This is a genomic window from Glutamicibacter sp. NPDC087344 (assembly GCF_044744225.1).
Classification (GTDB): domain Bacteria; phylum Actinomycetota; class Actinomycetes; order Actinomycetales; family Micrococcaceae; genus Glutamicibacter.
Map to the genome: position 1 here is coordinate 502,641 of NZ_JBIUXY010000001.1, position 20,939 is coordinate 523,579.

General features: G+C 65.2%; 17 protein-coding genes and 1 tRNA gene. 3 read left to right on the forward strand and 15 right to left on the reverse strand.

From position 1 onward, the window contains the following. Position 1: 1 nt before the first annotated feature. The 3 genes from ACIOWL_RS02215 to argS are packed head-to-tail and all read right to left on the reverse strand — an operon-like array spanning position 2 to position 4,363. Positions 2 to 1,291 (reverse strand): homoserine dehydrogenase, encoded by a 1,290-nt coding sequence (locus ACIOWL_RS02215; RefSeq protein WP_400381137.1) that lies wholly within the window; start codon positions 1,289 to 1,291, stop codon positions 2 to 4. After that, positions 1,292 to 2,713: a diaminopimelate decarboxylase gene (gene lysA / locus ACIOWL_RS02220; protein ID WP_400381140.1), complete on the reverse strand. Its 1,422-nt coding sequence runs from the start codon at positions 2,711 to 2,713 to the stop codon at positions 1,292 to 1,294. It abuts the gene before it with no gap. Positions 2,714 to 2,719: 6 nt separating this feature from the next. Then, complete coding sequence (argS, locus tag ACIOWL_RS02225) at positions 2,720 to 4,363, reverse strand: arginine--tRNA ligase (protein ID WP_400381143.1); 1,644 nt, start codon at positions 4,361 to 4,363, stop codon at positions 2,720 to 2,722. Positions 4,364 to 4,515: 152 nt separating this feature from the next. Here argS and ACIOWL_RS02230 point away from each other — a divergent pair. Then, positions 4,516 to 4,591 (forward strand) — tRNA-Arg (locus ACIOWL_RS02230). Positions 4,592 to 4,860: 269 nt separating this feature from the next. Here ACIOWL_RS02230 and ACIOWL_RS02235 read toward each other — a convergent pair. The 4 genes from ACIOWL_RS02235 to ACIOWL_RS02250 form a co-directional block, all read right to left on the reverse strand. Then, on the reverse strand, positions 4,861 to 5,088 hold the full coding sequence (locus ACIOWL_RS02235) for a hypothetical protein (RefSeq protein WP_400381146.1): 228 nt from the start codon (positions 5,086 to 5,088) through the stop codon (positions 4,861 to 4,863). 579 nt (positions 5,089 to 5,667) lie between these two features. Further along, a complete protein-coding gene (locus tag ACIOWL_RS02240) occupies positions 5,668 to 6,459 on the reverse strand; it encodes an ABC transporter ATP-binding protein (protein ID WP_400381149.1) in 792 nt (263 codons plus the stop codon). After that, positions 6,452 to 7,372 carry an ABC transporter permease gene (locus tag ACIOWL_RS02245; protein ID WP_400381152.1) on the reverse strand — a complete coding sequence of 307 codons (921 nt, stop codon included), beginning with the start codon at positions 7,370 to 7,372 and terminating at the stop codon, positions 6,452 to 6,454. The genes ACIOWL_RS02240 and ACIOWL_RS02245 overlap by 8 nt, the downstream gene beginning before the upstream one ends. A 102-nt stretch (positions 7,373 to 7,474) precedes the next feature. Continuing rightward, positions 7,475 to 8,473, reverse strand: coding sequence for an ABC transporter substrate-binding protein (locus ACIOWL_RS02250; protein ID WP_400381155.1), 999 nt, complete (start codon positions 8,471 to 8,473; stop codon positions 7,475 to 7,477). 401 nt (positions 8,474 to 8,874) lie between these two features. Here ACIOWL_RS02250 and hrpA point away from each other — a divergent pair, with 401 nt between their 5' ends. Continuing rightward, positions 8,875 to 12,861: an ATP-dependent RNA helicase HrpA gene (gene hrpA, locus ACIOWL_RS02255; RefSeq protein WP_400381158.1), complete on the forward strand. Its 3,987-nt coding sequence runs from the start codon at positions 8,875 to 8,877 to the stop codon at positions 12,859 to 12,861. Between the two features lie 100 nt (positions 12,862 to 12,961). Here the strand turns inward: hrpA and ACIOWL_RS02260 are convergent, their stop codons facing one another. From ACIOWL_RS02260 to ACIOWL_RS02270, 3 genes are all read right to left on the reverse strand, one after another. Next, a complete protein-coding gene (locus ACIOWL_RS02260) occupies positions 12,962 to 13,390 on the reverse strand; it encodes an HIT family protein (protein ID WP_400381161.1) in 429 nt (142 codons plus the stop codon). Positions 13,391 to 13,460: 70 nt separating this feature from the next. Further along, complete coding sequence (locus tag ACIOWL_RS02265) at positions 13,461 to 14,303, reverse strand: sulfurtransferase (protein ID WP_400381163.1); 843 nt, start codon at positions 14,301 to 14,303, stop codon at positions 13,461 to 13,463. After that, positions 14,300 to 15,040, reverse strand: a complete 741-nt coding sequence (locus ACIOWL_RS02270) for an MBL fold metallo-hydrolase (protein WP_400381165.1) — start codon at positions 15,038 to 15,040, stop codon at positions 14,300 to 14,302. Before ACIOWL_RS02270 ends, ACIOWL_RS02265 begins: the two co-directional genes overlap by 4 nt. A gap of 168 nt (positions 15,041 to 15,208) precedes the next feature. Here ACIOWL_RS02270 and ACIOWL_RS02275 point away from each other — a divergent pair, with 168 nt between their 5' ends. Continuing rightward, positions 15,209 to 15,607: a Fur family transcriptional regulator gene (locus ACIOWL_RS02275; protein ID WP_400381532.1), complete on the forward strand. Its 399-nt coding sequence runs from the start codon at positions 15,209 to 15,211 to the stop codon at positions 15,605 to 15,607. Between the two features lie 34 nt (positions 15,608 to 15,641). On the opposite strand, the gene ACIOWL_RS02280 is transcribed toward ACIOWL_RS02275, so the two are convergent. From ACIOWL_RS02280 to ACIOWL_RS02300, 5 genes are all read right to left on the reverse strand, one after another. Then, positions 15,642 to 16,295: a maleylpyruvate isomerase family mycothiol-dependent enzyme gene (locus ACIOWL_RS02280; RefSeq protein ID WP_400381167.1), complete on the reverse strand. Its 654-nt coding sequence runs from the start codon at positions 16,293 to 16,295 to the stop codon at positions 15,642 to 15,644. 207 nt (positions 16,296 to 16,502) lie between these two features. Further along, complete coding sequence (locus ACIOWL_RS02285) at positions 16,503 to 17,360, reverse strand: metal ABC transporter permease (RefSeq protein ID WP_400381170.1); 858 nt, start codon at positions 17,358 to 17,360, stop codon at positions 16,503 to 16,505. A 2-nt stretch (positions 17,361 to 17,362) separates the two neighbouring features. Next, positions 17,363 to 18,220 carry a metal ABC transporter ATP-binding protein gene (locus tag ACIOWL_RS02290; RefSeq protein WP_400381173.1) on the reverse strand — a complete coding sequence of 286 codons (858 nt, stop codon included), beginning with the start codon at positions 18,218 to 18,220 and terminating at the stop codon, positions 17,363 to 17,365. Positions 18,221 to 18,416: 196 nt separating this feature from the next. Next, complete coding sequence (locus ACIOWL_RS02295; protein ID WP_400381176.1) at positions 18,417 to 19,487, reverse strand: hemolysin family protein; 1,071 nt, start codon at positions 19,485 to 19,487, stop codon at positions 18,417 to 18,419. Further along, entirely contained in the window at positions 19,484 to 20,803 is a 1,320-nt protein-coding gene (locus tag ACIOWL_RS02300) for a hemolysin family protein (protein WP_400381179.1), read from the reverse strand. Before ACIOWL_RS02300 ends, ACIOWL_RS02295 begins: the two co-directional genes overlap by 4 nt. Between the last annotated feature and the right edge of the window lie 136 nt (positions 20,804 to 20,939).

Genomic DNA, 20,939 nt, shown 5'->3' on the forward strand with positions numbered 1-20,939 from the left:
GTTAGTTTCCTTCAACTCGCATAACGGATGTAACAGAGTGCACCGCATCCAGCGCCGCGACGGCGTCGACGGTGGTGCGCAGGGCCGATTCGGTGCCCCGGTGGGTCAGGATGCGCAGCGCGGAACCTTCGGAATCCGCGTCGCTGTGCTGGCTCATGGATTCGATCGACACGCCGTGCTGCCCGAACACCGTGGCGATGCTCGCCAGCACGCCTGGCTGGTCTTTCACCGACAGTCCGATCCAGTAGCTGGTGGTAATGTCCGCGAAGTCCAGCAGGCTCACCGGCTGGTCGGCCGAGCCGTTGGGCAGCGGTGCACCGGCGGCCAGCTGGCGGGCCACCGAGACGACGTCTCCCATCACGGCCGAGGCCGTGGGGTTTCCGCCCGCGCCGGCGCCGTAGAACATCAGGTCCCCGGCGTTGTGCGCTTCGACGAACACCGCATTGAAGGCGCCGCGCACGCTGGCCAGCGGGTGGCTGCGTTTGATCAGCGACGGGTATACCCGCACCGACACCCCGGCCGCTTCCTGCTCGGCGATCGCCAGCAGCTTGATCACGTAGCCGGCGTCCGCGGCGGCTGCCACGTCGGTGGCGGAGACCTCGGTGATGCCCTCGGTGTACACCTGGTCGGAGGACACCGTGGTGTGGAACGCCAACGAGGCAAGGATGGCGGCCTTCGCGGCGGCATCGTGCCCGCCCACGTCGGCGGTGGGATCGGCCTCCGCGTATCCCAGTTCCTGGGCCTGGGCCAGCACGTCGTCGAACGCGGCGCCGGTGGAATCCATGGCGTCCAGGATGAAGTTGGTGGTGCCGTTCACGATGCCCATGACCTTGGTGATGTGGTCTCCGGCCAGCGAGTCGGCGATCGGGCGCAGGATCGGGATGGCTCCGGCCACGGCGGCTTCGTAGCGCAGCTGGGCGCCGTTGGCGGCGGCCAGTGCGTTCAGCTGCGCTCCCTGGGCGGCGATCAACGCCTTGTTCCCGGTCACCACACTGGCTCCGCGGGCCAACGCACGGGTGATGTAGTCCCCGGCCGGCTGCAACCCGCCGAGCAGTTCGATGACCACGTCGGCCTGGTCAATCAGCGCATTCGCATCGGTGGTGAACAGTTCTGCGGGCAGCTGGACGTCGCGGGTGGCGGCGGTATTGCGCACGGCGATGCCGATCAGTTCCAGCGTGCTCCCGCTGCGATCGGCCAACGCCGAGGCGTCCTCTCGCAGGATCCGCGCCACTTGGGCGCCGACCGTGCCGCAACCCAGCAGGGCAACCTTCAGGCTCTTTTCAGCGGTCAATTAAACTCCCATGTCGCGGGCCAACAAATCAGCTTCAGTTTCCCTGCGCACGATCAACCGGGCTTGGCCGTCGCGCACGGCTACCACCGCGGGGCGGGTGAGGTAGTTGTAGTTGCTCGACAGCGCCCAGCAGTAGGCTCCGGTGGCCGGCACGGCCAGCAGATCGCCGGCGGTGACATCCTCGGGCAGGTAAACGTCCTTCACGACTATGTCACCTGACTCGCAGTGTTTCCCAACTACGCGAGAAATAATTGCGTCGTTTTGCGTCATACGGCCGGCCAGCACCGCGGTGTACTGCGCGTCGTAGAGCACGGGGCGGGGGTTGTCGCTCATGCCGCCGTCCACCGAAATGTAACGGCGCGGATGCAGGGCGCCGGCTTCGTCTTCCACCTGCACGTCCTTGCGCACACCGACCTCGTAGAGGGTGAAGGTCGAGGGGCCGGCGATGGCTCGGCCCGGCTCGATGGAGATGCGCGGGCAGGCAATCTCCAGCAGCGCACACTGCTCTTGCACGACGCCGGCCATCTGCGCGGCGAGTTTGGCCGGGGTGGAGGGGTGATCCTGCTCCGTATAGGCGATGCCGTAACCGCCGCCCAGATCCAATTCACCCAGTTCCACGCCGTGCAGCTCTCGGATCTGCGCCAAGATGCCGAGCATCGTGCGGGCGACCATGGCGAAACCCTCGGCCTCGAAAATCTGCGAGCCGATGTGCGCATGCAGGCCCAGCAGGTTCACGTTCGCCGCCGCCAGGGCGCGGTCCACCGCGGCCAGTGCCGGCGAGGTTCCGGAAGGATCGGCCAGGATGGACAGGCCGAATTTCTGGTCCTCGTGTGCCGTGGCGATGGCCTCATGGGTGGAGGCGTGCACCCCCGGGGTGATGCGCAGCATCACGTTGGCGCGCTGTCCGAGCGAATCGGCGGTGCGGATCACCCGTTCAAGTTCGTCCAGCGAGTCAACCACGATGCGCCCCACGCCCATTTGGATGGCTCGGGTGATCTCCGCGACCGACTTGTTGTTGCCGTGCAGCGAAAGGTCCGCCCCCGGAACCCCGGCGGCGGCGGCCACGGCCAGCTCCCCGCCGGAACAGGTGTCCAGGCGCAGGCCTTCGGCACCCACCCAGCGGGCGACCTCGGTGCACAAAAAGGCCTTGCCCGCGTAGTACACGTCCACGCCGCCGCACAGCCCCCGGAACGCATCGTCGAACGCGGTCTTGAAGCCGGCGGCCCGGGCGCGGAAGTCGTTCTCGTCGAGCACAAACAGCGGTGTGCCGAATTGCTCGGCCAGCGCGGAGACGGGGATCCCCTGCATCGCCAGCTCGCCGTGTGCGGTGCGGGCGACGCCGGCCGCCCATTGCACGGGACGCAGCGTGTTGACATTCTCGGGGTGGTCCAGCCAGGCGGGAGCCAACGGCGAAGCGGTCATTGGTGGTTACATCCTCTCCGGGGCGGAAACGCCCAGCAGATCCAGGCCGTTGGCCAGGACGGTGGTGGTTGCATTGTTCAGCCACAGGCGGGCGTTGTGCACCGGAAGAACCACGGTGTCCTCGCCGATCGGGGTGATGCGGGTCGCGGCATACCACGAGTGGTACGCGCCGGCGACCTGCTCCAGGTAGCGGGCGATGCGGTGCGGTTCGCGGAATTCCGCGGCGCCGGCAACCACCGACGGGAACTGCCCGAGCACGGCCAGCAGCTCGTTTTCGGTGGGATCGGTCAGCTGGCTCGCGTCGAAGTTTTCGCCGGTCACGTTCTTCTCCGCCGCGTTGCGCGCCGCAGCCGCAGAGCGGGCATGGGCGTACTGCACATAGAACACCGGGTTGTCGTTGGTGTTCTTTTTCAGCTGTTCCGGATCCAGCGCGATCGGCGAATCGGCGGGGAATCGGCCCAGCGAGTAGCGCAGCGCATCCGCGCCAAGCCAGTCGATCAAATCGCGCAGCTCGATGATGTTGCCCGCGCGCTTGGAGAGCTTCGCGCCGTTGACGCTGATCAGCTGGCCGATCAGCACCTCGATGTTTTGCTCTTTGCCATCCCCCGCGCACGCGGCGATGGCCTTCAGGCGATTCACGTACCCGTGGTGGTCGGCGCCGAGCAGGTAGATCTTCTCGGTGAAACCGCGATCCTTCTTGGACAGGTAGTACGCGGCGTCGGCCGCGAAATAGGTTGGCTCGCCGTTGGCGCGGATAAGCACCCGGTCCTTGTCATCGCCGAAGTCGGTGGTGCGCAGCCAGACCGCGCCTTCCTGGTCGAAAATGTGGCCCTGCTCGCGCAATCGCGCCACCGCGTCGGCCACGGCGCCGCCCTCATGCAGCGAGGTTTCGGAGAAAAACACATCGAAGCCGACACCGAAGTCGGCCAGGGTTTTTTTGATGTCGGCCATCTGGGCCTTGTAGGCGAGCTCGCGGATCTGCGGCAGGGCGGTGTCCTCGTCCTGCTGCGCCAGTTCGGGGGCCTGAGCCACCACGATATCGGCCAGCTCCTTGATGTATTCGCCTGGGTAGCCGCCCTCTGGCACCGGCAGGCCGTGCATGCGGTTGTAAACCGAACGGGCGAACACGTTCATCTGGTTGCCGGCGTCGTTGATGTAGTACTCGCTGGTGACATCGGCACCGGAAGCGCGCAAGACGCGGGCGATCGCATCACCCAGCGCTGCCCAGCGGGTGTGGCCGATATGCAGCGGGCCGGTCGGGTTCGCGGAGACGAATTCCATGTTGACCACGCGGCCGGCCAGGGAGTTGTTGCTGCCGTAGGCCTTGCCCGCCTCGACAATGCTGCGCGCCAGCTCACCGGCGGCGGCGGCATCGAGGGTGATGTTCAAAAAGCCCGGGCCGGCGATGTCCACGGCGCCAACTCCTGGGACCTCTCGCAGGCGGTCAGCCAGCAGCTGCGCGAATTCGCGCGGGGCCATGCCGGCCTTTTTGCCCAGTTGGAGTGCGATGTTGGTCGCCCAGTCGCCGTGTTCACGGCTCTTGGGTCGCTCCACTCGCACAACGTCGGGGATCTCGACGGCGATGTCGCCGGCTGCTACGGCCTGGGTGAGGCATGCGGATATTGCTGCGGAGAGTTCTTCAGGAGTCACGCATCAAGACTACCGGTTTTTCGCGCGCCTGCCGGGCATTGATGACGCTGCAGGCTGTGATCATGTAGGCATTGGGCGCCTCGCGGGCTCCTGACGCGGATTGCGCATTTGCCCCGGCGACCTGATAGTATTTTTTCGTTGCCTCGCAACACGCCTCTGTAGCTCAGTGGATAGAGCGTCTGCCTCCGGAGCAGAAGGCCGAAGGTTCGATTCCTTTCAGGGGCACCAATAGCCGCAGGTCCTGGTTTTTCCAGGACCTGTGGCTTTTTTGCACTCGCGCGAACCCTGTGACGTGTGGGGGCGCCCCAAAAACCCGTGGATTTGCACTTCACCGAGCTGCGAGACACTCGCAAGGGCATGAAGCGGCAGCAAAACATTTGCAGCATATAGGTCCCGCCGCTGGAAAACACCAGACCCTAACCCGGCGCACGAAATAAGCCTGACCAACAAGGTAGCTGGTCACGCTGCCGGTGCAATCAGGAAATGCCCGATGGATGCTAAACCTGTTGCTGCTCGGAAACCATCTTGAGGATCGGATTAGGTTCCTCGCCAACGGCCTGCGCAACTTTTACTGCCGTGGCCGATCTGTCGATAGCGCGGTTCAGCTCACTGCGAGTGATCCATTTCGTATGCCGTATCCCTGTTGCAGCATCGATGACTGAGTATTTGCCGTCTTTGAAGTCCAAGACAAGATTCGCGTTTTGGCTTGCCACCTCGTTGCCCATCACTAAGTCACCACCTTCTCGTTTTTGCTCGTAAGGGCTGAGCCGACTCTCGATGATGTCACCTTACGCCTCATTCATGACCCTGAACGCAAGCGTCTGCGAAATTTGCATTTGAAGCCGTTCCTCCCTGGAACTGATCCGCCACCGGTCTGGCTTGTCGCGCGTGTACGCTTTTAGCGCTTTTTTGTATGACTTAAATTCCTGACGACACTCTTAGTTGAACCGGTTGTTATCCCTCTCTAGGTTCGGCAGCCTGTACGCCGGGAACTGCAGGGAACGAGCTTGGATGCTGTCCACGCAAGATCGTCCGGCTCAGCTTTTCTGGATGCAAAGCGGCATCTTCACGCATATTAAACGCCTGCACTGCCGATGCCGGATTCACGACTTGGTTGTCGCAGGACACTATCGCGCAGTTTCATCGAACTGGGTACAAGTACGATCGAGGCCAGACACCGCGGCATCACCGCACGGCGATGTTGGATTGAACAACGTGTTAAACCACCCCAGGCCTTGCCCCGACGGATCTGGGGGCAAGGCCTGGGTGATCATGTTGCTCAGTTAGTGCTGCAGTGTGGTGTTTTACTGCAGCATGGTGCGGTCATCAAGCTGGGCACCCTTGATCTTTTCGAACTCGCCGAGCAGGTCCTTGACCGTCATCTGGCTCTTCTGCTCGGAGTTCAGGTCCAGGATGATCTGCCCGTCGTGCATCATGATCAGGCGCGTACCCAATTGCAGTGCCTGCTCCATGTTGTGGGTGACCATCAGCGTCGTCAGCTGGTAGCGCTCGACGATCTGGTTGGTCAACCGCGAGACCAGCGCCGCGCGCTGAGGGTCCAGGGCCGCGGTGTGCTCGTCGAGCAGCAGGATCTTCGGCTCGGAGAACGTCGCCATCAGCAGGCTCAGCGCCTGCCGCTGACCGCCGGAGAGCAGGCCAACCTTGGTTTTCAAACGGTTCTCCAGCCCCAGCTCAAGGGACTTGAGTTCGTGGATGAACAGCTCGCGGCGTTTCGCGCTGACTCCCGCGCCCAAACCGCGGAATCGTCCGCGGGCGTAGGCCAACGCCATGTTCTCTTCGATCGTCATGGTCGGCGCGGTGCCGGCCATCGGATCCTGGAACACCCGGCCGATGTACTTGGCGCGTCGGAAATCCGGCATTTTCGTGACGTTTTTCCCGTCGATGACGACCGCGCCGACATCCGGTTGCAGCTTGCCCGCGACCATGTTCAACACGGTGGATTTGCCAGCGCCGTTGGAGCCGATGACCGTCACGAACTCGCCGCTATCCAGCGTCAGGTTGATGTTGCGCAGTGCCTTGCGTTCGTTCACCGTGCCGGGGAAGAACGTGCGGGACAGGTCCTTAATTTCAAGCATCTGAGCGAACCTCTTCCTTGGAGTCGACGACGGGAGCCGGGGTGCGTTTGAAGGACTTCACGATCTTCTGGAAGCCCTTCCACTTGGGCAGCAGCAACGCGACAACCACCAGCACGGCGGAGATGAGCTTCATGTCATTCACTTCCAGGCCGGCGACCAGGGCCAGCTGGATGACCATGCGGTACAGCACCGCACCGATCACCACGGCCAGGGCCGCTAGCCAAATGTAGCGCTGCGTGAAGATCGCCTGGCCGACGATGACCGAGGCCAAACCGATCAGGATCACGCCGATACCCATGCCGACATCGGCGAATCCCTGGTACTGGGCCACCACCGCACCGGACACGGCGACCAAGCCGTTGGACAGCGCCAGACCCAAGATCTTTTGGTTGTCGGTGCTCACCCCGAAGGAGCGGATCATTTCCGGGTTGTCGCCGGTGGCGCGCATGGCCATGCCCATCTCGGTGTGCAGGAACCAGACCACGGCCGCCACCAGCACCAGGGCTACCAGGAAGAATATTCCGATGGACGTCCAGGAGCCCAGGATGCCGGCGGCCCGCATGGGGCTGATGAGGGTCTCTTCACCCAGCAACGGGGTATTCGCTTTGCCCATGATGCGCAGGTTGATCGAATACAACGCGATCATGGTCAGGATGCCGGCCAGCAACCCGTCAATTTTTCCCTTGGTGTGCAGCAGGCCGGTGATGGTGCCGGCGGCCATGCCGGCGAGGAAGGCCAGGAGCGTGGCCAACCAGGGGTTGACCCCGTTGACGATGCTGACCGCGGCCACGGCGGCACCGGTGGTGAAGCTGCCGTCGACGGTCAGGTCGGGAAAGTCCAGAATACGGAAGGTCAGGTACACCCCGAGCGCCATGATGGCGTATATCAGCCCGAGTTCAACTGCGGTGATCATGTTCGGATCCTTGAGTTGTCAAAATAAGTTGGTGGTCGCGAGAAAGGCGAGGCGGCATGGTGCGCGCCCCGCCTTCGTGCCGCAGGTTGTGTCAGGCAAACCCTAGTAGGTCTGCACGGCCTTGGCCTTCATGTCATCGGAGAACTCGATGCCGATCTTCTTGGCGGCGGTCTCATTCAGGTACAGCTCAACCTCGGAGATGGTCTCAACCGGCATGGTGGCAGGCTCGGCCTCGCCCTTGAGGATCTTCACGGCCATCGCTGCGGTCTGCTCACCGAGCTTCTCGTAGTTGATGCCGTAGGTGGCGGTGGCGCCGCGCTTGACGGACTCGCCGTCGGCGGAGATGACCGGCACCTTTTTGGACTCTGCGGTTTGCAGCAGGCCTTCAAGCGCTGAGACCACTGCGTTGTCGGTTGGCACGTAGAAGGCGTCGACGTCCAACGAGCTGGCGGCCTGCTGCACCTCGCTCGAGGCGGAGATCGCCGCTTCCTTGATGGTCAGGCCCAGCTCGGCCGCCGCGTCCTTGGCCCACTGGACCTGCACGGCGGAGTTCGCCTCACCCGAGGAGTACACGATGCCGACGTCCTTGGCATCCGGGGAGATTTCCTTGAGCAGCTCCAGCTGCTCCTTCACCGGGTTCTTATCCGAGGTGCCGGTCACGTTGCCGCCCGGTGCCTCGTTGGAAGCGACCAGCTTTGCATCAACGGGATCGGTGACGGCGGAGAAGACCACCGGAATGCTGGTGATTGCCTGGGCGGCCGCCTGAGCGGTTGGGGTGGCGATGGCAAGGACCAGGTCGATATCCGTGTCCGAGGCGAGTTTGCCGATCATCGAGGTGTTGGTGGCCTGGTCGGCCTGGGCGTTGTTCTCATCGTAGGAGATCTTATCCCCGGTGTAGCCCGCGCTTTCCATACCCTTCTTGAAGCCGGTCGCCACCGCGTCCAACGATGGGTGCGAAACGTACTGGGCGAGGCCAATCTTGACCGGCTCGTCGTTCTGGGCGGCGTCGTTGCTGCCGGAGTCGTTGCTGCCGCAGGCAGTTAATGCCAGGGCACCGGTCGCGGCGATCGCCGCAAATTTCATAACCGTAAAGCGCTTCATGAAGTTTCCTTTCAAAGTTCCCAATGCGAGTAATAACCACCGAGATTTCGCTGATTCCGGGGAGCCGACGCGGTGCGCGTGCGGCTGAGGGAACAATTCGGACCAGATGACGATGATTACCACCGATCTTACATGTGAAGGACCTCACCTTGACTACAATCAACGCGGTATCGCAGACATTTGTGTGTTGAATTGGCGCAATCGCCGCACATTTTTATGTTCAACGCCATCAGATTCACACTTTTTGTATTTGAGCGCCCCAAGCTGGCGACGATTGTGTGGACAAATTGCGAACTTGACTTGCGTTGAACCCGCGCCGCCGGGCCTGTCGACCCGGTGCTCAAGCCCTGACGGCGCCGCGGCGGACAAGGTGGTGCCGGCGCGAATAGAATAGGTGCATCATGGCGCTAACCATTTCCTATCCCGAAGCCCTGCCCGTCTCCGGTCGCCGCGAGGACATCCTCGACGCCGTGGCCAATAACCAGGTGGTTGTGATCGCCGGCGAAACCGGTTCAGGCAAAACCACGCAGCTGCCCAAGATGCTCATCGAACTGGGCCTTGCCGAAAAGGGCATGATCGGCCACACCCAGCCGCGGCGTTTGGCCGCGCGCACGGTCGCCGAGCGTATTGCCGAGGAGATGGGCACCAGCATCGGCGACGAGGTTGGTTTCCACGTCCGGTTCACCGGGGAGGTCTCCCGGCAGACCAAGTTGAAGGTGATGACCGACGGCATCCTGCTGGCCGAGATCCAGCGCGACAAACTGCTCAAGAAGTACTCCGCGATCATCATCGACGAGGCGCATGAGCGCAGCCTGAACATCGATTTCCTGCTGGGCTACCTCAAGCAGATCATGCCCCGGCGCCCGGATTTGAAGATCATCATCACCTCCGCGACCATCGACCCCGAACGCTTCGCGGCCCACTTCGGGACCCTGGATGCCGATGGCGAGCTGAAACCCGCGCCGATCCTGGAGGTTTCCGGGCGCACCTTCCCGGTTGAACTGCGCTACCGCCCCTTGGAGGCGCAGGACGAACTGGATGACGATGCGGATGCCAGCTCGCTGGAAGACGACCGCGACCCGCTGGACGCGGTGACCGACGCGGTGCGCGAGCTGGCCGGCGAGGCCCCGGGCGACATCCTGATTTTCTTCTCCGGCGAACGCGAGATCCGCGACGCCGCCGACGCCCTGCGCGCCCTGGTCGCCGCCAATAAACGCCTGCCGCGCTACGAGGTGCTCCCGCTGTTCGCCCGGCTCTCGCTGGCCGAGCAGCACCGGGTGTTCCACCCGGGGTCCGCACCGCGCATCATCCTGGCCACCAACGTGGCCGAAACCTCGCTGACTGTGCCGGGGATCAAGTACGTGATCGATACCGGAACGGCGCGTATCTCCCGGTATTCGCACCGCACCAAGGTGCAGCGGCTGCCGATCGAACGGGTATCCCAGGCCAGCGCGAACCAGCGCTCGGGCCGCTGCGGGCGTGTCTCGGAAGGCATCGCGATCCGCCTCTACGCGGAAGACGATTTCCAGGCCCGCCCCGAATTCACCGATCCGGAGATCCTGCGCACCAACCTGGCCAGCGTGATCCTGCAGATGATCTCCATGGGGGTGGTGGCCTCGGCGGCTGAGGTTTCCGAGTTCCCGTTTGTGCAGCCGCCGGAATCGCGGGCGATCGCCGACGGGGTGAACCTGCTGCGTGAGCTCGGCGCCCTGGAAGGCGACAAGCGGGCTAAGATCACCGCGGTGGGCCGCCAGCTGGCGCAGCTGCCGGTGGACGTCCGGCTGGGCCGGATGATTGTCGAGGGGGCGGCGCGTGGGGTGGCCAAGGAGCTGATGGTGCTCACCGCCGCACTGAGCATCCAGGATCCGCGCGAACGCCCCAGCCAGGACACCGGCCAGCGTGAGCGCGCCGCGCAGCTGCACAAACGTTTCGCCGATGAGAAGTCCGATTTCACCGCGTTGCTCAACCTCTGGGCCTACGTGCGCGAACAGCAGAACGAGTTGTCCTCTTCCGCGTTCCGCCGGCTGTGCAAGGCCGAGCACATCAACTATCTGCGGGTGCGCGAATGGCAGGACCTGTTCACCCAGCTGCGCCAGCTGGCCAAGCCGTTGGGCATCACCGTGGCCGCCGCCCCGATCGAACCGGCGGCGAACGAGGATTCAGTGCACAAGGCGCTGCTGTCCGGCCTGCTGGGGCACATCGGGCTGTACGACGAGCGCAAACGCGATTACGTGGGCGCGCGGGGCACCCGCTTTGCGATCTTCCCCGGCTCGGGGCTGTTCAAGAAGTCCCCCACCTGGGTGATGGCCGCCGAGCTGGTGGAGACCTCCCGGCTATGGGCGCGCACCAACGCGGTGATCGACCCGGCGTGGGTCGAGGAGTTGGCCCCGCACCTGATCAAACGCACCTATTCGGAGCCGCACTGGTCCAAGCGCAATGGCTCGGTGATGGGCTACGAGAAGGTGACGCTCTTCGGGCTGCCGATCGTGCCGCGCCGGCAGTTCCACTACTGGCGGGTGGACCAGGCGCTGGCCCGCGAGCTGTTCATCCGCCATGCGCTGGTGGAGGGCGATTGGAGAACCCACCACAAGTTCTTCGCGAAAAACCGGGCCCTGCTCGAAGAAGTCGAGCAACTTGAGACCCGCATGCGCCGGCACGATTTGCGCATCAGCGATGAGGACCTGTTCAACTTCTACGAGGCCCGCTTGCCGGCAGAGATCCTCTCCGAGCGGCACTTCGACCGGTGGTGGAAAAAGGCCCGCACCGCGGAGCCGGCACTGCTGGATTTCGATCCCGAGGCGTTGCTGGCCGCCGACGCCCGGGCGCTGGATGAAACCGCCTTCCCCACCAGCTGGGCGCTGGGCGGGATCCACCTGCCGCTGAGTTACGAGTACAACCCGGCCGCGGCCGGCGCGGAGGGCGACGGGGTGAGCCTCACCGTTCCGGTGGTGTTCCTCAACCAGCTGGACCCGGCGCGTTTTGCCTGGCTGATCCCGGGGCTGCGCCACGAACTGCTCACCGCGTTGATTCGCTCCATGCCCAAGGCGATCCGCAAAAACTTTGTGCCCGCCCCGGATGTGGCGGGCAAGGCGCTGGCGATGCTCGAGTCCGACTTCGACGCGGACACCGACGATCTGGCGCCCTCGCTGGCGCTGGTGCTGCGCCGGCTGCGGGGCATCGTGGTGGATCCGGAGGTATTCGACTTCTCCGCCCTGCCGGCCCACCTGCGTTTCGGTTTCACCGTCACCGACGCGGCCGGCAAGGTGCTGGGGCAGGGGGATGATCTGGCGCAGCTGCAGTACAAACTGGCCGCGGCCAACCGCGCCGCCCTGGCCAGCGGGGTGAACTCCCCCGGTGCCGCGTTGAAGGGGAAACCCGGCGCCTCGGGCAAACCTGGTCGCGCCGGCAAACCAGATGCCCGCTCCGCGGATGCCAAGGGTGTTAAGGGCGCCGCGGGCGCTGCGGGTGGCAAACGCGGTTCCGGGGCCTGGGACCAGCAAAAACTCCAGGCCTGGCCGCAGCTTGAAGCCGCCGGGGATACCCTGGGTGACACGCTCCCGCCAAAGGTGAGCACCACCGTGATGGGCCAGCAGATCACCGCGTACCCGGGCTTGATCGCGCAGGCAGGCAGCGTGGATCTGACGGTGTTCCGATCCCCCGTTGAACGCGACGCGGCTCACCGCACCGGGGTGATTGCCTTGCTGATGCTGCGCCTGCCGCCGGCGGCGAAGTTTGTGATCTCGCACCTGAACAACGCCGAAAAGCTGGTGTTCACGCAGAACCCGCACGGTTCGATCGACAACCTGATCGAAGATTGCACGCTGGCCGCGGTGGACAAGCTGGTGCCCGAGCGCTTGCCGATGAATCGCGCAGAATTCGAGGCGCTTTTCGAGGCGGTGCGCGCCGAGCAGATCGACACGGTGTTCACCATCACCGCGATCGTCGCCAAGGTTTTCGCCTCGTCCACCCGCATTGCCAAAGCGCTGAAGGCCACCAGGTCGCTGGCGATGTACGGCGCGCTGAGCGATATCCGCTCGCAGCTGGAGCAGCTGATTTATCCCGGGTTTATCGCCGCGACGGGTGCCGCCCACCTGGTGCGCCTGCCGCGCTACCTCGAAGGCATCGAAAAACGCCTGGAGAAGCTGACCGGCGGTGCGCTCACCCGCGATTCGCAGGCGCTGTCCGTAATCCAGAAGCTGGAGGACGAGTACGATGCCGCGCTGGATCGGGTGCCCGAGGGCGCCCGGCTGCCGGCCGCGTTGCGCGAGGTGAAGTGGATGCTGGAAGAGATGCGGATCTCGCTCTTCGCCCAGGAGTTGGGGACCGCCTACTCGGTGAGCGAAAAGCGTATCCGCAAGGCCATCAAGGACGGTTTGGCCATGTTGTAAACCCGCCGTTCGGCGCCGCCAGGATGTTCCCGGCGGCGCCGGTGGCCGGCAGGCTCGGTGGCTGGCGGGCGCGGTGGCCGAATGCGGCCGACGCTGGCGCCTAGTCGGCGGGGACGAACTGGCTGTGGCCATCGGCGCGCAGCCCCTCGCGCAGCCCCTGCGCGTTGGCATCCAGCCGGGACGGATCCGGGTTCACCTCCGCGTTCGCCAGATCGAAGTCCGCCAGAGAATTGGTCGGCCAGACGTGCACGTGCAGGTGCGGAACCTCGAACCCGGCGATCATCAGCCCGGCGCGCGCGGCGGAGAACACCCGTTTCTGGGTGCGCCCAATGGCGGTGGCGACCAGGGTGAGGTGGGTGAGCAGTTCGTCGGGCGCGTCGGTGAATTCGTTGATTTCCGCGCGCGGCACCACCAGGGTGTGCCCGTCGCTCAACGGGCCGATCGATAAAAAGCCGACGCATTGCTCGTCGGACCAGACGAAGCGGCCGGGGATCTGCCCGTTGATGATTTTGGTGAACAGCGTACTCATGTGCTGCCTTTCTGCCCGCGCGGGCGGGCGCTAACTGAGGGCCGGACCCGCACCGGGCCGGCACGGAATTCTAGTGGCGGTGCTGCTCATCGCTGGTGGCAACCGGCGCCTCGGGGTGCGAGCAGTATTCGGACCAGCTGCCAGGGTAGAGCGCCAACCCGATTCCGGCGACGTGCGCGGCAAGCACCTGGTGGGCCGCGGTGATCCCGGAGCCGCAGTACGCGGCCGCGCCCCCGTCGTCGGCCCCGAGCTTGGCGAAACCCGCGCGCAACTGGGAGGCGGGCAGGAAGCGCGCCTGCGAATCCAGGTTGTCGGTGGTCGGACGGTTGCGCGCCCCGGGAATGTGCCCGGCGACCGGGTCGATCGGTTCCTCGATTCCCAGGTAGCGGGCGGTGGCGCGCGAATCGATCAGCGTGGAATCAAACCCGGCCAGGTCGGCGAACTCGATCACCGGCATCCGCCCCCACGACAGGGCGACGGTGCCCGGGGTGTTGTGTTGCTCCCCGGCTGCCAGCGCGGCGCCTGGCAGCGCGCGGTAGGCTTCCAGCCCGCCGTCCAGCACCGCCACATTCTCGAATCCGGCGTGGCGCAGCAGCCACCAGGCCCGGGCCGCGGCCAGTGCGCCGGAGTCGTCGTACACCACCACCTGCGAGTCGGGGTTGATACCCCAGCGGCGGGCGGCCGCCTCGAAGTGCGCCGGCAGCGGCAGCGGGTGGCGGCCGGTTTGCGCTCCGGGGGCGCCGGAGAGCTCGCGCTCCAGGTCCACGAACACCGCCCCGGGAATGTGCCCGGCGGCATACAGCGCGGCCCCGTCGTCGCGGCCCAGCGACCAGCGCACATCCAGCAGCACCGGTGCGGCCTGCGGGTCTTGGAGCAGGGCGGACAGCTGCGGGGCGGAAATCAGCGGGCTCATGCGTGTCCCTGCCCGTCTCCGGCATCGGCGCGCGAGCTCGCCGCGTCGGCCAGCAGCTGTGCCACCTGATATTCGCCGCGCGGCTTCAGTCGCTGGTAGCTGGCGGCGTGGCGGGTTGCGAGCGCACCGAGCTGACGGTCGAACAATGCCCTGCCGCGATCGTTGAGCAATCCGTCGTGGATCGGCACCCACAGCGGGGCACCCACCGCGATCGCGAAATCCGCGGCTTCGGCAAGTTTTCCCCACGGCGCCATGATCGGCAGCAGCAGCACATCCGGGTGCACCCCGATCGGCACCTGATAGCTGTCCCCCGGATGGAAGATCTGCACCCGGCCAACGGCCGCGTCCCCGATCAGGTAGCCGACGTTGGCCACCAGGTCGATCGAGTGGTGGATCACCGCGTGGGTCCCGCCGAAGGTCCGCACCCGGATGCCGCCCACCACAAAATCCATGCCGGCGTGCACGGTATGCACCTGCGCGCGGCGTGCCGGCGGCAGTTCGACACGCAGGGTGTCGGCCAGACCGGCCGGGGCGTAGACCTCAAGCACGGCATCGGCCACCAGCGCCGCGGTGAGCGCGCCATGGTCTGCGTGGTCCGCGTGCTGGTGGGTGATCAGCACCGCATGCTTATGCTCGAACGCACCGGTCAGGTCGCTGAAGGACCCCGGGTCGAGCAGCAGCGAGCCGTCAACGGTGCTCAGTTCCAGGCACGAATGGCCTCTGGGTATGATACGCATGTCATTAGCGTAGGCTCCGGCGGCGTACCGTGCCAGCACCAGACACACCCTTGCGGGCAAAGTTGGCTAAAATTGGGTTAACCGGCCGGTGGCTGGGCTTCTTTGACCACCCGCGGGCCGGTGCTGCACAGCTTGCATGCCACATTAGGAGAGGACTGGTGCATGAGTATGACACAGCCCGAAACTCGCATCACCAAACAACGCGTCGCGGTGGAAGCGGCCCTGGAACAGGTGGATGACTTCGCCACCGCGCAGGAGCTGCACCGCTGGTTGCAGGACGCGGAGAAAAAGGTTTCGCTGGCCACGGTGTACCGCTTGCTGCAGTCGATGTCCGACGACGGCCTGGTTGACGTGCTGCGCAGCGCGGACGGCGAGGCACGGTTCCGCCGCTGCATCACCGAGGCCCATCACCATCACCTCATCTGCCGGGTGTGCTCCAAAACCGTGGAGGTGCTCGCTCCCGCCGTGGAACGCTGGGCGGCCCGGGTCGCGGCGGAAAACGACTTCAGCGACCCGGAGCACACCGTGGAGATCTACGGCACCTGCGCCGCCTGCCGGGCCTCCTGAGTCCGGTTGCACCGCGGCCGCCGCATGCCGGCCGCTACTCCCCGGGGTGCCGCGGGTGTTCTGCGAGCAGCGCCAGCCCGGCCCCGCTCAGGCTTCCCGGGCGGGCCCTGCGCCCGGTGAGCTGCAATAGCAGTTCCAGCCGCGGCCCGCGCAGCTCGGGACCAAGCCCGAGCCTGAAACCACCGTCCGCGCTGACCAGCTGCACCCGTTGCGCCAGCTGGCGCGCCCCGCCGAATTCTTGGGCGGTGTGCGCCTGGTACCCCAGGGCCAGTTCCAGCGCCCGGTGCGGGTAGTCGCGGCGCAGCCCCGCCGCCCGGCGGATATCCTCCCCGTGCACAATTTCTTCCACCAGCCGGCTCGCCGGCGCCGCCGGCGGGCCGGTTCGACGCCCGGCGACCTGCCGCAACCGCCGCAGCAGCTGCTCCGGATCCATCGCGCGCAGCGCATCGACACCGCGCTGGTTCAGCCGGTCGAAATCGAGCCTTGCGGCCACCAGCCTGCGGAGAAAACCCAGGGGTGTGGTGAGCGCGTTATCCACCAGATGCGCGGCGACATCGTGCACGTTCCATCCCGGGCAAGCCGTCGGATTAGCCCAGTCGGCGGCGTGAAGTCCCTGCAGGTCGCCGATCAGAGCCTGCCGCTCGGCGTGCACCAGGGACCAGATCTGTGTGGCTGGTTTCTGCGTCATCTTCCGATCCTTGTGCGGATCGGGGCGGGGGTCAAGACCACGGCCCGGTTCGAACACCGCGGTTAAACCACCGGTGGCCCCGTCACAAGACTGACGGGGCCACCGGTGAATCATCACTCGCACCTTTGAGGTAGTTCCTACATTACGGCGGCAGGCTGTGAGGGTGCTGAGCTGATGCCGTGCACCGGCTCATAGTTCCCCGGTGCGCTACACCTGGTGCCGGCGCGGCGAACGCACCGCCTCGATCCCCCGGCAGACCAGGTAGATCGCGAAGGAGATCGTGGTGACGTAGGGGCTGATCGGCAACGCGCCGGCCAGCGCCAGCAGGATCCCGCCCACCACCGCCAGCTGGGCGAACACCACCGAGAGCACCACGGTGAGCACCGGGTTGGAGCTGACCCGCATGGCCGCGGCGGCCGGGGTGATCAGCAGGGCGAGCACCAGCAGCGCCCCCACCACCTGGATCGTCACCGCGACCGCGAGCGCGAGCACCAGCATGAATACGATCGACAGCCCCGAGGTGCGCACCCCGCGCGCGTTGGCGACGACCGGGTCCACGCTGGCGAAGGTCAGCGGCCGCCAGATCAGGATCAGCGCCAGCACCACCACGGCGCTGAGCACCAGCATGCCTGAGAGCTGGACGTCGTCGACGGCGACGATCTGCCCGGTGAGCAGCCCGAACTTATTGGCGCTGCGCCCCTCGTAGAGCGAGAGGAACAAGATGCCAAGGCCCAGCCCGAAGGGCATCAGCACCCCGGTGATGGAGTTCCTATCGCGTGCCCGGGTCCCCAGCACCCCCAGGATCAGTGCGGCAATCAGCGATCCGAACACCGAGCCGGTCACCACATCCGCGCCGATCAGCAGCGCAAAGGCGGCGCCGGCGAAGGACAGCTCGGCGATCCCGTGGACGGCGAAGGCCATGTCGCGCATCATGATGAAGATGCCGATCAGCCCGCCCACAACACCCAGCGCGGCGCCGGCGATCAGCGAATTGCCAACCAGCGGCAGCAGCTGCGCGTAGTCCTGGAAGTTGAACGCCTTCTCGATGAAGCTCGTGAAATCCACGCCTAGCCCTGCTTTCCGGTGTCGCGTCGCGCGCCGGCCGCGGCGGCCTCGTCCTGGGTGTGATCGTGCCCGTCCGGCGGCAAGACCCGGTTCGCTTCCCCGCTGAGCACCACGATGCGCCCGTTGACCCGCAGCACCTGGACCGGGGCGCCGTACAGCTCGGTGAGCACCTCGGAGCGCATCACCTCGTCCACGCTGCCCAAGTGGAAACGCCCCTGCGCCAGGTACAGCACCCGGTCCACGTAGGGCAGGATCGGATTGATCTCGTGGGTGACAAAAATCACCGCACTGCCGCGGCGCACCGCCTGATGGTGGATCACCTCGCTGATCGCCTGCTGATGGTGCAGGTCCAGGGACAGCAGCGGTTCATCGCACAGTAGCACCTTGGGGTCGCCAGCCAGCGCCTGGGCCGCCCGCAGCCTTTGCTGCTCGCCGCCGGAGAGGTCGGAGACCGGGCGGTTGGCGTAAGAGCTGGCGCCGACCAGTTCAAGCAACTCGTCGACCCGGGTGTGCACTTGCTTCCGGGCCAGCCGGATCCCCAGCTTGGTGCCGTCGATCCCCAGCGCGACCAGGTCGCGGGCGCGCAGCGGCACATTGTCGCCAAAGGGGCGCTGCTGCGGGATGAGCCCGACCTGCGCCGACCCGCGGCGCACCGGGGCTCCGGCAATAGACACCGAGCCGGAGTCCAGGGCCGTGGTGCCCAGCATGGTGTTGACAAAACTTGTTTTGCCCGACCCGTTGGGGCCCAGCACCGCCAAAAACTCCCCCGGCTGAACCTTCAGGTTCAAATCCTCCCAGAGGACTCGCGGGCCGTAGGCAAGCCGTGCATGCTCGAAGGTAACGATCGGGGTAGGGCTCATCGGACGGCTTTCTCAGTGGGTGCTGCGGGATATTCCAACCCGCGTCCCTCGCCTCGCGGCGGGAAACTGGTGGGGCAGGAAACGAAAAACTGCGGCACCGTGGGAACGGTACCGCAGTTAATCCTATCAGTTGCGAGTCATTCGCATTACGCGCCTGGCTCGGGGCGTCCTGCCGCGCCGGGCGGCGGCAAGGGGGTTAAACCCCGGGATTGCTGCGCGGCGGGGCCACGCGTTTCCGGGTTGAATCGCTGATCTCGCCCACCAGGACCTCGATGATGTCCTCCAGGAACACCACCCCCAGGGTCCTGCCGTGATCGTCGACCACCGCGGAGAGGTGATTTCCCTCCTGGCGCATGGTTTCCAGCGCATCCTCGATCTCCGTGTCCTGCTTCAGCTTGCCCAGCGGGTGCAGGTCCACATCCAGCAGCGGGGCCGTTGAATGAGCGTCGTCGATCAGCATCACGTCTTTCACGTGCCAGTAACCCACCGGGACATCGTCGCGGGTGATCAGCAGGCGCGAGAACCCGGTTTTGCCAACCTTCTTCTCAAACTCGCGCGCCGTGGCGGTGCCCCATTCCAGGGTGAACAGGTTCTCGACCGGGACCATGCACGTTGCGGCGGTGACGCTGGAGAATTCAAGCGCCTTGGTCAGCCGCAGCGCGTCCTCCTCATCCAGCGCGCCTTCCTCGGAGGAGGTGTCGATGATGGTGCGGACCTCGGCGGCGGTGTAGGAACTGGAGACCTCGTCCTTCGGCTCGATCCCGAACGCGTGCAACACCAGGTTCGCCGCCCCGTTCAACAGCGCGGTGATCGGCTTGAGGACCTTTGACAGGCCAACCAGCGGCATGGCCAGCAGCAGCACCGCCTTGTCCGCCACGGAGACCGAAATATTTTTCGGCACCATCTCGCCGAAGGTCACATGCAGGAAGGTGACCAGGATCAGCGCGATCAAGAAGGCCACGGTATCGGCCACCGACTCGGAAAGGCCCACCAGCATCAGCGGTTCGGCCAACAGGTGGTGGATGGCCGGCTCGGAGATATTCAGGATCAGCAGGGAGCAGACCGTGATGCCCAGCTGGCAGACGGCAAGCATGATCGAAACATGCTCCATCGCATACAGCGCGACCTTGGCTCGTTTGTTGCCCGATTCGGCCAGCGGTTCGATCTGCGAGCGGCGCGCGGACATCACCGCGAATTCGCCGGCCACAAAAAACGCGTTGCAGGCAAGCAGGATCACCAGCCAGATCAGGCCCATGGCGTCGCTCATTCGCCCTCCTCAAGCTGGGTCGGTGCAGGTTCAAAGCTGACCTGGGCGATGCGCCGCCCATCCAATTCGGTCACCGTGAAGACCCCGGCCGCGGTGCGCACCTGGTCGTCGAGTTGCGCCATCCGGCCCAGTTCGGCCAGCATGTAACCGCCGACGGTCTCATAGGACGCATCATCGGGAACAACTTCGCGCCCCACGTGTTCATTCACCTCGTCCGGTCGGTACATCCCCGGGAAGAGCCACTTGCCGTCGGGCCCGGTGACCGCTTCCTCTTCATCCTCGTCGTGTTCGTCGGACACCTGCCCCACGATCTCCTCGACCAGGTCTTCCAAGGTGACAAGTCCGGCGGTTCCGCCGTATTCGTCCATCACGATGGCCAGCTGGTATTCGGCCTCGCGCAGCTGCTCCAGCAGCACGTCCAGGTGGATGGTTTCGGGCACATACAACGCATCGTGGGCGAACTCGCCGACCTGAAGCGCGGCGCGGCGTTCGCGCGGCACCGAAACCACCGCCTTGATGTGGCAAACACCCTGGATTTCATCGCTTGAACCCTCGATCACCGGGAAGCGTGAAAAACCGGTTTCCGCGCTCGCCTGAATCAGTTCGGACAGCGGCGCCTCCGAGTTGATGGTGGCCATCGAGGTGCGCGGGGTCATCACATCAGCGGCCGTGCGCTCGGCAAATTCGATCGTCGACTGCACAAAACGAGCGGTCTGCACATCCAGGGTGCCTAGCTGCGCCGAACGGCGCACCAGGGATGCCAGCTCCTGCGAGGAGCGGGCGGCGGAGATCTCCTCTTTGGCTTCCAGCCCGAAAAAGCGGTGAAGCACCGCGTTGGAGAACCCGTTGAGCACCACGATGGCTGGTTTGAAAATCGCGGTGAACAGCAGATGCGGTCGGGCCAGGGCCTTGCCCACTCCCATGGCCTGGGCGATGGCGAGGTTCTTGGGAACCAGTTCGCCGATCAGCATCGAGAGCAGTGTGGCAATCACCATAGAAATCACCACGGAGATCGCGGTGGCGCTGGCGCCGCCGATGGACAGCGCTTCAAGCAGCGGTGCCAGCAGCTTGCTCAGCGAGGGTTCCAGCACGTAACCGGTGAGCAATGTGGTCAGCGTGATGCCCAGCTGGCAACTTGAAAGTTGTGTCGAAAGGGAGGTCAGGCACTGCATCAGTGGCTTGGCGCCACCCTCGCCGGCATCGACCGCCTGCTGCACGGTACTTTTATCCAGTGCGACCAGGGCGAATTCCACGGCCACAAAAAAGCCGGTGCCCAGGATCAACAGCAGGCCAAAAACTATATAGAGCCATTCCATGGGTGTTTAGCTCCACCCGCGCAATGGTTGTGATGGTGTTTCTCCGCGCCCCAGATGGGGGCAACTAGAAGGCTCCAATGCGGAACCGGAACTTAACGGAGATGGACTGACGTGGCCGGCGCTGCGCCTACGGGCG